The 12,592-nt window shown below is 59.9% G+C and carries 12 protein-coding genes; 7 read left to right on the forward strand and 5 right to left on the reverse strand.

All coding sequences use genetic code 11. The features are described 5' to 3' along the window. The first annotated feature begins 14 nt into the window (after nucleotides 1–14). Entirely contained in the window at nucleotides 15–1,658 is a 1,644-nt protein-coding gene (locus tag G5171_RS14445; protein ID WP_421260369.1) for an ArnT family glycosyltransferase, read from the forward strand. A 289-nt stretch (nucleotides 1,659–1,947) separates the two neighbouring features. Here the strand turns inward: G5171_RS14445 and G5171_RS14450 are convergent, their stop codons facing one another. After that, entirely contained in the window at nucleotides 1,948–2,703 is a 756-nt protein-coding gene (locus tag G5171_RS14450; RefSeq protein WP_005341901.1) for an outer membrane protein assembly factor BamD, read from the reverse strand. 117 nt (nucleotides 2,704–2,820) lie between these two features. On the opposite strand from G5171_RS14450, the gene rluD reads away from it, so the two are divergent. The 3 genes from rluD (at nucleotide 2,821) to clpB (ending at nucleotide 7,427) form a co-directional block, all read left to right on the forward strand. Then, complete coding sequence (gene rluD / locus G5171_RS14455; RefSeq protein WP_005339771.1) at nucleotides 2,821–3,801, forward strand: 23S rRNA pseudouridine(1911/1915/1917) synthase RluD; 981 nt, start codon at nucleotides 2,821–2,823, stop codon at nucleotides 3,799–3,801. Between the two features lie 112 nt (nucleotides 3,802–3,913). Then, complete coding sequence (gene pgeF, locus G5171_RS14460; RefSeq protein WP_421260353.1) at nucleotides 3,914–4,651, forward strand: peptidoglycan editing factor PgeF; 738 nt, start codon at nucleotides 3,914–3,916, stop codon at nucleotides 4,649–4,651. Between the two features lie 202 nt (nucleotides 4,652–4,853). Next, nucleotides 4,854–7,427 (forward strand): ATP-dependent chaperone ClpB, encoded by a 2,574-nt coding sequence (clpB, locus tag G5171_RS14465; protein ID WP_421260354.1) that lies wholly within the window; start codon nucleotides 4,854–4,856, stop codon nucleotides 7,425–7,427. Nucleotides 7,428–7,707: 280 nt separating this feature from the next. Here clpB and asnA read toward each other — a convergent pair whose 3' ends face one another. After that, on the reverse strand, nucleotides 7,708–8,700 hold the full coding sequence (asnA, locus tag G5171_RS14470; protein WP_058058982.1) for an aspartate--ammonia ligase: 993 nt from the start codon (nucleotides 8,698–8,700) through the stop codon (nucleotides 7,708–7,710). 154 nt (nucleotides 8,701–8,854) lie between these two features. Here asnA and asnC point away from each other — a divergent pair, with 154 nt between their 5' ends. Continuing rightward, nucleotides 8,855–9,316 (forward strand): transcriptional regulator AsnC, encoded by a 462-nt coding sequence (gene asnC, locus G5171_RS14475; RefSeq protein ID WP_005339783.1) that lies wholly within the window; start codon nucleotides 8,855–8,857, stop codon nucleotides 9,314–9,316. 8 nt (nucleotides 9,317–9,324) lie between these two features. Here the strand turns inward: asnC and G5171_RS14480 are convergent, their stop codons facing one another. Continuing rightward, nucleotides 9,325–10,089: a substrate-binding periplasmic protein gene (locus G5171_RS14480; RefSeq protein WP_337073295.1), complete on the reverse strand. Its 765-nt coding sequence runs from the start codon at nucleotides 10,087–10,089 to the stop codon at nucleotides 9,325–9,327. A gap of 87 nt (nucleotides 10,090–10,176) precedes the next feature. Here G5171_RS14480 and G5171_RS14485 point away from each other — a divergent pair, with 87 nt between their 5' ends. Then, the gene (locus G5171_RS14485) at nucleotides 10,177–10,713 is read left to right on the forward strand and encodes a DUF2301 domain-containing membrane protein (RefSeq protein WP_421212398.1); all 537 of its coding nucleotides are present in this window, start codon (nucleotides 10,177–10,179) and stop codon (nucleotides 10,711–10,713) included. On the opposite strand, the gene G5171_RS14490 is transcribed toward G5171_RS14485, so the two are convergent. After that, nucleotides 10,710–11,114: a CBS domain-containing protein gene (locus tag G5171_RS14490; RefSeq protein ID WP_337073297.1), complete on the reverse strand. Its 405-nt coding sequence runs from the start codon at nucleotides 11,112–11,114 to the stop codon at nucleotides 10,710–10,712. The two genes, G5171_RS14485 and G5171_RS14490, sit on opposite strands and share 4 nt — an antisense overlap. A 162-nt stretch (nucleotides 11,115–11,276) precedes the next feature. On the opposite strand from G5171_RS14490, the gene G5171_RS14495 reads away from it, so the two are divergent. Continuing rightward, nucleotides 11,277–11,981, forward strand: a complete 705-nt coding sequence (locus G5171_RS14495) for an SDR family oxidoreductase (RefSeq protein ID WP_421260355.1) — start codon at nucleotides 11,277–11,279, stop codon at nucleotides 11,979–11,981. Here G5171_RS14495 and G5171_RS14500 read toward each other — a convergent pair. Next, nucleotides 11,907–12,476, reverse strand: coding sequence for a 2-amino-4-hydroxy-6-hydroxymethyldihydropteridine diphosphokinase (locus G5171_RS14500; protein ID WP_421260356.1), 570 nt, complete (start codon nucleotides 12,474–12,476; stop codon nucleotides 11,907–11,909). The genes G5171_RS14495 and G5171_RS14500 overlap by 75 nt on opposite strands. Nucleotides 12,477–12,592 lie beyond the last annotated feature (116 nt).

A 12,592-nucleotide genomic window follows, 5' to 3' on the forward strand; every position in this document is an offset into this window, starting at 1 on the left:
GCACTCTCTGCTGGATGTTGCTGCTGGTTGCACTGGTGCTGCTGTCTGGCCAGTTTGACCATCAGCTCTGGACGCCTGATGAACCCCGCGAAGCGGCTATTGCACTCGAGATGTATCGCAGTGGTGACTGGGTGGTACCGACCCTTGGCGGGCGCAGCTTTGTCGAGAAGCCACCACTCTTTTACATGGCCGCTCTGCCGTTTCTTGATGGGTTTGAATCCTGGCTGGGGGTGACCAATAGCCTGCGGTTGGCGGGCGTGGTCTGGGCGGCGGGTATACTGCTTTTTACCGGCCTGCTGGCCTATCGCCTGCTTGGCAACAGGTCTGCGGCACTCTGGTCGGTCATCGCACTGGGCACCATGGAGGGATTTATTATCAACACGCACTGGATCAGAACGGACAGTGCGCTCGCCTTCTTTGTCATATTTACCCTCTGGGCATTTTCAGAATATTACCTTGCACGCCGTTGGTGGATGGCGATATTGGCCGGAATAGGGCTGGCGGGCTGTTTTATGGCAAAAGGTCCTATCGGGCCGCTGACAGTGTTTTTTGGCTGGCTCCCGCTATTCTTCTTCGCTGCAAGATGTGCCGCCATCGACAAAAAACTGCCCGAATTTATCTGGCAGCATCTGTTGATACTGCTCTGTTTTATATTGCCAGTGGCAGCATGGATCCGTGAATTAATTAATCATGTTGATGGCGATGCCTTATGGGATGAGTGGTTCTGGCAGAATCAGGTTGGCCGCCTGACAGGCACCTCTACAGAACTCGGCCATATCAAGAAAGGGGCCTATCTCTATTATTTATGGGGGATGGCTGAGTATACCATCCCCTGGTTGCCATTCATTTTCTATTGGGGTTGGCAAACCATAAAACAGCGACGCTGGAGTCGTGAGCGAATATTTCTGTTGTGCTGGGCAGTAGGAACACTTGTGCTGTTAACCCTCTCATCCACCAAGCGTACCCTCTACCTTTTTCCGTTGTTGCCGGTATTTGCCATCATGTTGGGTCAGGTCAGCCTGAACTGGCCGGGATGGACGGCTCGCTATGGTCGGGGATGGCTCTGTTTCATGCTGCTGTTTTGTGTCGTGGTTACGGGGATCCCTCTGCTCGGCCCTTCACTACCAGGTACCAGCCATATTCCGGCAGACGTGCTCCACATCGCCGGCAAGCTGGGGTGGCGTTACATTCCCGCGATTACCCTGTTCGTGATAGCGCTGGAGCTATTGTTGCGGCGCAAGGAAGTACATGGTGCCATTCATATCACCAGCTCGGTAGCGATCATCTTTCTGCTTACTTTTACACTGGTTTACCCCTTGATCGATGCCGCCAAGGGGGTATCGGGAAAGATGGCCCTGTTGCTTGATAGGATCCCGCCCGAGACGCGGGACCGCATTGCCGGCTGGCGATTGGGGGAGACGGAGCTTGGTCTGCTATCTGCCTATGAAGAGATGCGGGTAGCGAATCTAGACAGGGAGATGGTGAGGAATGTGATTGCCTGTCGTGATACCCGGTTTGATGCCGTGTTGGTCAATGGTACAGCCGGGGAGCGGGGGCAGTTGCTGGAGGGGATTCCCTATCAGTTGCTGGCCCAGACCGCTCTGCGCTCGGACAAGGGGCAACTGCTGACTCTGGTGACAGGATTACAGTGCCATTAAGCCATCTATTCCCATTCAGGGGCACTGTATGAGGCAATATGGCCGCGTAGTGACGGTTCCGCTCTTGCCGGTTTAGTGTCAGGCTGGCAGCGGGTTTGCAGCCTGAGGTGATAAGCAGTACTTCACGATGCTGCCATCACGCAGGTGGCTAATGAATGGGATGGATGGGGTGTGGGGGCTTTTATCGCAGTGGGCTACAGGGCCTTAACCCAGCCAGATTGGTGGATCGTAGAGATAAAAAAACCGATGCCTTGGCATCGGTTTTTTGTTACCGGTTTATCCGTATCACTCAGCTACGGCCGAGGCGGTTCTCCGGGTAGTTCTTGGCCAGCACTTCGCGGGCATGCTTGGCCAACTGCGGCATCTTCAGGGTGTCGTAAGACTCAACCATGATCTCCAGCGCCTTCTCGGTTTCGGCTGTGTCGGGGTAGGTTTCGACGATCAGCTTGGCCCGGTTGGCGGCCGCGACCAGTGCATCACGCTTCACGTAATACTCGGCCACGCTCAGGTCATATCGAGCCAGACGATTCTTCAGGCCAATCATGCGGGCACGGGCATCGGCGGCATAGACGCTATTGGGGTAGTTCTGCAACAGGGTCTTGAAGTCCTGGAATGCCTGACGGGCATAAGCAGGGTCTTTGTCGTCACGACCGATACCGAACAGGCTCTGGAAGAAGTTGTAATCCGCCGCCATGTTGGTCAGGCCGCGCATATAGAAGACGTAATCGATATTTTTATGCGCCGGATTGAGGCGGATAAAACGGTCGATATTGGCGATCGCCTGAGCGGTATCATCCTGCTTGTAGTAGGCATAGATGAGGTCAAGCTGCACCTGATTGGAGTAGGCGCCGAACGGGTAGCGAGAGTCCAAAGCCTCCAACAATTCAGTGGCTTGCACGTAATTGCCAACGTCCAGTTTGAGGCGTGCTTTCTGGTACAGGGTCTCCGGCGGTTCGTCGGGTACCTTGGGTTTGGTGCTGGAACAGCCTGTGATCAAGGTAGCGACCAAGGCGAGCGACATCAGCAGGTGAGACTTCTTTCCCATCAACAACATCCGGTCCATTTCCACGAAATTGGCAAAGTATCCGTTATGCTTGGCTAAAAGAAAAGCTAGAATACCCGGATTATTTCGAATTGATACCCCCCGCTCAAGAGACCATACATGAGCCAGCATATTGAACTGACAGGCGAATTCCAGGATCACCAATTCGGGCAGCGACTCGACCAGGCCCTGGCCGAATTGTTTCCCGACTACTCCCGCACCCGCATCAAGGAGTGGATTTTACAGGACAGAGTGACCCTGGACGGTCAGGTTGCCAACACCCCGCGCGAGAAGATTCTGGCCGGGCAGCAGGTGCATGTGAATGTCGAGCTGGAAGATGATACTCGCTGGGATGCCCAGGATATCGAGCTCAACATCGTTTATGAAGATGAACACATTCTGGTGATCGACAAACCGGCCGGTCTGGTGGTTCACCCGGGCGCAGGTACGCCGGATGGCACCATCCTCAACGCCCTGCTGCACCGCTACCCCGGCATTGCCGAGGTACCCCGCGCCGGTATCGTGCACCGTCTGGATAAAGACACCACAGGATTGATGGTGGTTGCCAAAACCGTACCCGCCCAGACCCATCTGGTGGAAGCGTTGCAGGCGCGCCAGATCACCCGTGAGTACGAAGCGATCGCCATCGGTCACATGACCGCAGGTGGCACCGTCGATGCGCCCATAGGCCGTCACCCGACCCAGCGTACTCATATGGCCGTGGTGCCCAATGGTCGTCCTTCCGTAACTCACTACCGGGTTCACGAGAAGTTCCGTGGCCACACCCGTCTGCGTCTGCGTCTGGAGACCGGCCGTACCCACCAGATCCGTGTCCACATGGCCCACATCAAGCACCCGCTGGTGGGCGATCCCGCTTACGGTGGCCGTCTGCGCCCGCTGCGCAACGCGACCCCCGAGCTGACTCAGGCACTGCGCAACTTCAACCGTCAGGCGCTGCATGCCACCATGCTGCAACTGGCTCACCCCATCACGGGGGAAGTGATGCAGTGGCATTCAGCTACACCGCAAGACATGGTGGAGCTGATGGAAGTGCTGCGCGCGGATACGCTCGCCAATCCGGATGATTTAGTCTGGAACTGATGCGATAGGGCCTGCTGCGTCGGTTTCTGGCGTCATCCGGCCCGAATAGATGCCAATCGGGGTTCCCTTGCAGGAGCCCCGTTTTTATATCGGTGAATTGAAGGAGTCACAGATGAAATGGATCGAACCCGACTGGCCAGCCCCGGCGTGTGTCAGGGCGTTGTCGACCACCCGGGATGGCGGCGTCAGTGAAGGGGTCTTTGCCGGTCTCAATCTGGGCGCCCACGTGGGTGACGAACCGGCGCGAGTCGAGGCCAATCGCGCCCGCTTGCAGCAGGCGGCCGCCATCCCGGGGCCCCTTAACTGGCTCAATCAGGTACACGGCACCGTGGTTCATCAGGTCAGCAGCCATTATCAGCAGGTGCCGGATGCTGATGCCGCCTGCGCCCATGAGGCGGATCAGGCCTGCATCGTGATGACTGCTGACTGTCTGCCGGTGCTGTTCTGCGATCGGGCGGGTACTGTGGTCGCAGCGGCCCACGCAGGCTGGCGTGGACTGAAAGAGGGCGTGCTGGAGGCGAGCATCGCCGCCATGGGCTGCGAGCCGGGCGAGGTCCTGGCCTGGCTGGGCCCGGCCATTGGCCCCACTGCATTTGAAGTGGGGGGAGAGGTGCGCGAGGCCTTTATGGCTGAGCAGGCCGAAGCAGAAGCGGCGTTCGTCCCTTCGTCCAACGACGGCAAATGGTTGGCGGATATCTACCAGCTGGCGCGGTTGCGCCTCGCCCGTGCCGGCGTTACCGCCGTCTATGGCGGCGAATACTGCACCTTCAGCGATAGCGAGCAGTTCTACTCCTATCGTCGCGACGGCCAGACCGGCCGGATGGCCTCCCTCATCTGGTTGGCCCGCTAAGCAATCACCCGCCAACTAATAGCCCGTCTCTCTCAAGAACAGATCCGTATGAGAGAGGCGGGGATCCTGTTCTTGTCCCGTCTTGCAGAAAAAATAACCAGTCACAGCCCTTGAAATAGCCCGTGCGGGCCTCATCTTTCATCTCAGAAAGTTAAGTTGTTTGCCGCGCAAGCGGCGTCTGCCTGTTTGAAGGGGGAGTGCAATGCGCCTCGATCGCCTGACCAGCAAATTCCAGATTGCTATTTCCGATGCCCAGTCTCTTGCGCTGGGTCGTGACCACCAATTCATCGAACCCGTTCACCTGATGACCGCACTGGTCAATCAGGATGGCGGCTCTATCCGTCCGTTGCTCACCCTGACCGGGATGGATATCAACGCCCTGCGCTCCCGCCTTGGCGAGGAGCTGGATCGCCTGCCGCGCGTCAGCGGCGTGGAAGGGGACGTGCAGCTCTCCAACGGCCTCGGCCGCCTGCTCAACGTCTGCGACAAACTGGCCCAGCAGCGCAAGGATCAGTTCATCTCCTCCGAGCTGTTCGTGCTGGCTGCCCTCGACGACAAGGGAACGCTGGGCGAGCTGTTGCGCGCTCAGGGGCTGACCAAGGAAAAACTCGAAGCGGCCATCGACAAGGTGCGTGGCGGCAAGAAGGTGGAAGATGCCAACGCCGAGGAGAACCGTCAGGCGCTGGAGAAGTACACCATCGATCTGACCGAGCGGGCCGAACTCGGCAAGCTCGACCCGGTGATCGGCCGTGATGACGAGATCCGCCGCACCATCCAGGTGCTGCAACGCCGTACCAAGAACAACCCCGTGCTGATCGGTGCCCCCGGCGTCGGCAAGACTGCCATCGTCGAAGGGCTGGCCCAGCGCATCATCAACGGCGAGGTGCCGGAAGGGCTCAAGAACAAGCGGGTGCTGTCACTGGACATGGGGGCGCTGGTGGCCGGTGCCAAATATCGCGGCGAGTTCGAGGAGCGGCTCAAGGCCGTGCTGAGCGATCTCGCCAAGGAGGAGGGCAACGTCATCCTCTTTATCGATGAGCTGCACACCATGGTCGGCGCCGGCAAGGGCGAAGGGGCTATGGATGCGGGCAACATGCTCAAGCCTGCGCTGGCGCGGGGCGAGCTGCACTGCGTCGGCGCCACCACCCTGGATGAGTACCGTCAGTACATCGAGAAAGATGCTGCCCTCGAGCGTCGCTTCCAGAAGGTGCTGGTGGAAGAGCCGAGCGTGGAGGACACCATCGCCATCCTGCGCGGCTTGAAAGAGCGTTACGAGCTGCACCACCATGTGCAGATCACCGATCCAGCCATCGTGGCGGCGGCCCAGCTGTCCCACCGCTATATCGCAGATCGCCAGCTGCCGGACAAGGCCATCGATCTCATCGACGAGGCGGCGGCCAGCATCCGGCTGCAGATCGACTCCAAGCCCGAGGCGCTCGATCGCCTCGAGCGGCGCATCATCCAGCTCAAGCTGGAGCAGCAGGCGCTGATGAAAGAGGACGATGACGCCAGCCGCAAACGGCTGGAGCTGATCAATCAGGAGATTGGCGAAAAAGATCGGGAATACAACGAGCTGGACGAAGTGTGGAAGGCCGAGAAAGCCGCCCTCGCCGGTACCCAGCATATCAAGGCTGCGCTGGAGCAGGCCCGTCAGGATCTCGATGTGGCACGCCGCGCAGGCGACCTGGGCCGGATGTCCGAGCTGCAGTACGGCCGCATTCCGGAGCTGGAGAAACAGCTGGATCTCGCCACTCAGGCCGAGATGCAGGAGACCAGTCTGCTGCGCAACCGCGTCACCGACGTGGAGATTGCAGACGTCTTGGCCCGCTGGACCGGCATTCCGGTCGCCCGCATGCTGGAAGGGGAGCGCGACAAGCTGCTGCGGATGGAAGAGCAGCTGCACAGCCGGGTGATTGGCCAGGAGGAGGCGGTCGATGCGGTCTCCAACGCCATTCGCCGCTCCCGTGCCGGACTTTCCGATCCGAATCGCCCCATCGGCTCCTTCCTGTTCCTGGGGCCCACCGGGGTGGGCAAGACCGAGCTGTGCAAGGCGCTGGCCGAGTTCCTGTTCGATACCCAGGACGCCATGGTGCGGATCGACATGTCGGAGTTCATGGAGAAACACAGCGTGGCCCGTCTGGTGGGGGCACCTCCGGGATACGTGGGTTACGAGGAGGGCGGTTATCTGACCGAGGCGGTACGCCGTCGCCCCTACTCGGTGATCCTGCTGGATGAAGTGGAGAAGGCACACCCGGACGTGTTCAACATCCTGCTACAGGTGCTGGACGATGGCCGCCTGACCGATGGTCAGGGTCGTACCGTCGATTTTCGCAACTCGGTGGTGATCATGACCTCCAACCTCGGGTCGGATCTCATTCAGGAGCACCACTCCGAGAAGGATTACGACGAGATGAAGGGCATGCTGATGGAGGTGCTGACCCGCAGCTTCCGGCCGGAGTTCATCAACCGGATCGACGAGACCGTGGTGTTCCACCCGCTCGGCGAGGAGCACATCAAGTCCATCGCCCGCATCCAGCTCAAGAGCCTGATGGGCCGACTGGAGGCTCAGGGTTACGAGGTGGAGGTGAGCGAGGCGCTGCTCGAGAAGCTGGTGCACGCCGGGTTCGATCCCGTCTACGGGGCGCGTCCCCTCAAGCGGGCGATCCAGCACAAGGTGGAGAACCCGCTGGCGCAGGCGCTGCTCTCCGGCCGCATCGTCCCCGGCAAGAAACTGCTGCTGGGAGCCGACAGCAATGGCCTCACCATGACCCAGTAACCAGTCTCGTATCTATGTTTGCAACGCCAGCCCTCGGGCTGGCGTTGCCATATCTGGGCGATGGAAAATAAAAAAACGGCAATCCGAAGATTGCCGGGAGGAATGTAGTGAAGCGACCTGACGTGGGTTGAGCGGGTCGCAGGGGCAAGCCCCCGATTGCGAAGCGCGGCCACTGCTGGCCTCGCTTCTTACAGCCTGCCGGGGATGCGCTCGCTCAACCCCGACGGCCACCTGCCTGTTGCCATGCCGACTGTGATGGCGCCGGCATGGCCTTCATTCGTTACAGCATGCCTTGCACGGCGGCTTTCATCTCGGCCGGCCAGACGCCGACCTGAACCTGACCGATGTGCTCTTTTTGCAGCAGCAGCATGGCCAGACGGGATTGGCCGATGCCGCCACCGATGGTTTGCGGCATCCGTGCGGCCAGCAAATCCTGATGCCAGTCGTACTGCAGACGATCCTCGTCGCCGGTGATGGCCAGCTGGCGACGCAGCGCCTCGGCATCGACCCGGATCCCCATGGAGGAGATCTCGAAGCTGTCTTGCAGCACCGGGTTCCACACCAGAATGTCGCCGTTCAGACCTGCCAGACCCAGCTCGCTGTGGCTGCTCCAGTCGTCGTAGTCCGGGGCGCGCACATCGTGGCGCTCACCGTGGGAGAGGGCACCGCCGATACCGATAAGGAACACGGCACCCAGCTCCTTGGCGATGGCGCGCTCGCGCCCCTTGGCATCGAGGTCCGGGTAACGGGCCAGCAGCTCTTCGCTGTGCAGGAACTGGATCTCGGCCGGCAGGAAGGGGGTCAGCTCGTGCTCGGCGCAGACCGCGCGCTCGGTGGCCTTGATGGCGGCCCAGATGCCGCGCACGGTTTCCTGCAGGTAGGCCAGATCGCGGCGCTCGCTCGGCATCACCTTCTCCCAGTCCCACTGATCCACGTAGACGGAGTGGATGGGAGTGAGGCGATCCTCGTCCGGACGCAGCGCCTTCATGTGGGTGTAGATCCCTTCGCCCGGGCCGAAGCCGAAGCGTCCCAAGGTCTGGCGCTTCCATTTGGCCAGTGAATGGACCACTTCGTAGCTGTGCTCCGGCAGGGTCTTCACCTTGACCTGCACCGCATTCTCGTGGCCAGAGAGGTTGTCTTGAGTGCCATCACCGACCCGGCTCAGGATGGGGGCTTGCACCTCCATCAGACCCAGTTGCTGGGCGAGCTGGCGGGAGAACATCTCTTTGACGAAGCTGATCTGCTGTTGGCTGCGAATGTAGTGCTGTTTCATGCTGAATTCCTGTTTCAAACCCCGTTGGATGTGGTGATTCTTCAACGGATTGCCAACTAAATTCAATATTCGATAATAGAAATAGGCTTTTTATATTTTTTTATTCAAAATTAGCGAGCGTTTAATGAGATATCGCTAACGGGAGTGCAAAAAAATGCCGGAAAATTACCGGATCGATAATCTCGATCAGGCCATCCTCACCGCCCTGATGGAGAATGCGCGTATTCCTTATGCCGAACTGGCCAAGCAGCTGGCAGTCAGCCCGGGTACCATCCATGTGCGGGTGGAGAAGATGAAGCAGGCGGGGATCATCGAGGGGACGCGGGTGCAGGTTAACCCCAAGAAGCTGGGCTATGACGTCTGCTGCTTTATCGGCATCAATCTGAAGAGCGCCAAGGATTACCCCTCGGCGCTGGCCAAGCTGCAGGCGCTGGACGAGGTGGTGGAGGCCTACTACACCACCGGCCACTACAGCATCTTCATGAAGGTGATGACCCGCTCCATCGACGAGCTGCAGATAGTGCTGATCAACAAGATCCAGACCATCGACGAGATCCAGTCCACCGAGACGTTAATCTCGCTGCAAAACCCGATCTTGCGGGATGTGAAACCCTGACCTGTTGATCAGGGTTCGATATAGGGGATGCTGTACTTGTCGTAGAGGGTTTTGAGGCTGCCGTTGCGCTTCATGCGCAGCAGCTCGGCATCGTAGGCGGCCATCTGGGCGGGCGTGTTCGCGTCGGCCCGTGCGCGGGTCCAGGTGTTGAAGTAGGGGCTGCTTTTGAGTGGCTTGGGCAGGTAATCGACTTTGCCCGTCAGCCCCTCCTCCTTGATCTGGGCGAAGGCGGTGACCAGCGGCATGGGCACGGTATCGATCCGCCCGGCCAGCAGTTTGCGCAGTTGCAGCTGGTTCATGGTGATCTCCTGAAACTGATAGGCCGGGTCGGTCATCGCCGCCGCCAGTTCTGGGGTATAGGAGAAATCCTTGGTCACGCCGATGCGCCAGGGTTTGAGATCGGCCAGCGTCTCGTAGCGGATCTTCAGCAGGTCGGCCTTGCGCACGAAGAAGTGCCAGCTGTGGCGTAGATGGGCCTGTTGGGGATAGATGAGATAACTCTCCCGCTCCGCCTTGTAGGAGTGGGTCATCACCAGGTCGCAGGCGCCGGTTCCGGCATTGCGGGTGAGGCGGGCTCCCGAATCGGCCAGTTCAATCCGGAAGGGCATCTCCAGCTTGTCGAAGATGGCGGTGACGATATCGATATCGAGCCCACGGGGTTTCTGATCGGCATCGAGAAACTTGAGCGGGGGCTCCATGGTGCCGCAGATCACCAGCTCCTTGGCCGGCAATCCGAGTGGAAACAGCAACCAAAACAGGGGGATCACACGCAAACTACGTCTCCTGAGCCCGTTTGAAGATATTCCAGAACCTGATTCCAGTATATTGGATGGCACCTGATCCGTTAGAAGCGACTGTTTATGGCAAACCCTGAAATCGAAAGTACGCTGGACGGGATCGACAAGTTGACCGTCTCGATCTACCGTCTGGGCCTGAGTGTGGCAGCCCTGTTGCTGCTTTGCCGTGGTGCGGCGCTGCTGAGCGGGTTGGCACTGCTCCCGTCGGCACAATGGTTGATGTCGCTGGCAGTGGCAAGCGCAATCTGCGGCTTCTCGCTGCATATCTACGACAAGCGGATTCGCCTGATTCTGCAGGGGTTTGGTTGGGGCTCGCTGGCGCTGGCTGCGGTGGGGGCACCGGATGCACTGGTGCTGGGAGCCGCGTTGGCAACCCTCTCCGGGCTGGCGTTTAAGGAGCAGTTTTGCTTCGCCATTCCCGGCATCAAGCTGGTGCCCATTTTGCTGCCGGTGTTATGGCTGCTGGAGTGGTTGCGGGTGGAGTGGGCCGCCGCACTGGTGGCGCTGGTCTGCGGGGCCCTGTTGACCTTGCTGGCGCTGGCCAAGTGGCGGATGCCCCTGCACTTCGATATCGGTGACAAGGGGCGTTACCAGATCTAGGTCTGCTGGCACACCTTCATCTGCTGGTTGAGGGCCTGCATCACCTGACGGCGGCTGATGATGCCGATCACCTTGCCCTGTTGCAGCACCGGGTAGATCTTGGGCTTGGCATCGGCCATCTGGCGGGCCAGCTCCAGAATACAGTCATCCGGCCCGACCGAGAGGGGCGAGCGGTTCATCAGATCCTCCACCCGGGTGCGGGTATCGCAGTAGTAGCTGCCAGTTAGCAGGCTGGGAATGCAATCTTGTTCGGAGAGAAAGCCGATCAGCCGTTTCTGCTCATCCAGCACCGGCAAGCCGCCAAGGCCCGATTGATGCAGGCGATCCAGCGCCTCGGCCAGGCCAAGGCCGGCTGTGAGGGAGTGGGTCAGACGACCCATGTGATGGTGTACTTTCAGCATGGTGGTGACTCCGCAAGAGGGGGATGTCGCCACTATGAGGCGGGTGGGTGGTCCGCGACCAATGGCTTGTGCCGCAGAGATTGATAGGCACCGGCCATCGGCGGTGATCCGCTGGCAGGCGGGCTTCGTTCATGCAAGACCATGAAAGGGAAAGGAGATCGTATGCGTGCATTGGTAACGGGCTGTGGCCGTCGACTCGGATTTTATCTCTGTGAACAGCTGGTGGCAGCGGGTTGGCAGGTGACGGGCAGCTATCGCAGCGAGCGGCCGGAGCTGGCCACGTTGGCTGCATTGGGGGTCGAACTGGTGCAGGCGGATTTTGGCCGGGAAGAGGACGTTGGCAAGCTGATCGATGTGCTGGCTGCCCATCAGGATCTGGCGCTGGTGATTCACAACGCTTCGGCCTTCGAGCCGCAGGCAACTGATCCGGCGGCGCAACTGGCCCAGTTCGAGCAGTTCTACCGGGTACACATGGCGGCCCCCTTCCAGCTAAACCGGGCGCTGGCCCCCCAGCTGGCCAGCAATCCCAACGCCAGCATCATTCACATCACCGATATCTATATCCATGCCCCAGCCCCCCGTTTTGCCAGCTATGTGGCGACCAAGGCGGGAGCCCATTCGCTGGCCATGAGCTTTGCCCGGGAGCTGGCGCCTGCGGTTCGGGTCAACACCATAGAGCCGGGTCCCATCCTGTTTCTCGACGAGCATGACGAAAGCTGGCGCCAGCAGGTGTTGGCGAAAACACCGCTGGCGCGGGAGGGGGGGCTTGAGCCCATCTGGCAGGCGGTGCAGTTACTGATGGGGAACAGTTATATGACGGGGGCCAGCATCAAGGTGGATGGCGGGCGCGCGCTGGCCACTCTCTGAGGGGCTGCCGAGCACCAGCGGCTCCAGACCGACCTGTCGGGTCAGCAAGCCCTTGCCGGGCTTGTCCGAGGGGCCGGGAAGCGCCACCTGCAACGCCACCTTGGGGTCATGCACCTCGCCATGGCCGTAGAGTTCCGCCAGCAGCTCCGCCAGATAGGAATCGACCTCTGCCGTGGCAAAGTCACCGTGCGTGTTGCTGGCCAGAATATCGATGTCGAGCGGCCGATCGTGCACCTTGCAGAGCGGGTCGCTGCGATCCCGGCCGTGAGCCACTTCGAGGGCGACAAAGCGCTGCTTGAGGCGGACGGCATCGAGCGGGCTCTCCACCACCAGCAGGCAGTTGAGAAAGTCGTGGCTGGAGTGCATTCCCACCGGCTTGGTGCGGATCACCGAACTCAGTTGCAGGGGGCCGACGTGCGCAAGCAGCTCGGCCAGCGCACGGCTGACATGGATATGCGGATCAAGATTGGAACCAATGCTACACAGATAGAACATGCTCACCTTCCCGGGGTTGGGCTCATCTGAAATGTATACGCAGCTCACGGTTATCGGATTAACTATGACTTAACATTGTCTTATCTATTGTGATCCGGCACTGATTGGCAGAAAGG

It is taken from the genome of Aeromonas sp. 600774, from assembly GCF_049175075.1.
Lineage (GTDB): Bacteria > Pseudomonadota > Gammaproteobacteria > Enterobacterales > Aeromonadaceae > Aeromonas > Aeromonas veronii_A.

Bases quoted from the DNA above. Each gene is read 5' to 3' on its own strand.
- G5171_RS14445 (WP_421260369.1), top strand. From the start codon at position 15: ATGTTGCTGCTGGTTGCACTGGTGCTGCTGTCTGGCCAGTTTGACCAT.
- G5171_RS14450 (WP_005341901.1), bottom strand. From the start codon at position 2,703: ATGGGAAAGAAGTCTCACCTGCTGATGTCGCTCGCCTTGGTCGCTACC.
- rluD (WP_005339771.1), top strand. From the start codon at position 2,821: ATGAGCCAGCATATTGAACTGACAGGCGAATTCCAGGATCACCAATTC.
- pgeF (WP_421260353.1), top strand. From the start codon at position 3,914: ATGAAATGGATCGAACCCGACTGGCCAGCCCCGGCGTGTGTCAGGGCG.
- clpB (WP_421260354.1), top strand. From the start codon at position 4,854: ATGCGCCTCGATCGCCTGACCAGCAAATTCCAGATTGCTATTTCCGAT.
- asnA (WP_058058982.1), bottom strand. From the start codon at position 8,700: ATGAAACAGCACTACATTCGCAGCCAACAGCAGATCAGCTTCGTCAAA.
- asnC (WP_005339783.1), top strand. From the start codon at position 8,855: ATGCCGGAAAATTACCGGATCGATAATCTCGATCAGGCCATCCTCACC.
- G5171_RS14485 (WP_421212398.1), top strand. From the start codon at position 10,177: ATGGCAAACCCTGAAATCGAAAGTACGCTGGACGGGATCGACAAGTTG.
- G5171_RS14490 (WP_337073297.1), bottom strand. From the start codon at position 11,114: ATGCTGAAAGTACACCATCACATGGGTCGTCTGACCCACTCCCTCACA.
- G5171_RS14495 (WP_421260355.1), top strand. From the start codon at position 11,277: ATGCGTGCATTGGTAACGGGCTGTGGCCGTCGACTCGGATTTTATCTC.
- G5171_RS14500 (WP_421260356.1), bottom strand. From the start codon at position 12,476: ATGTTCTATCTGTGTAGCATTGGTTCCAATCTTGATCCGCATATCCAT.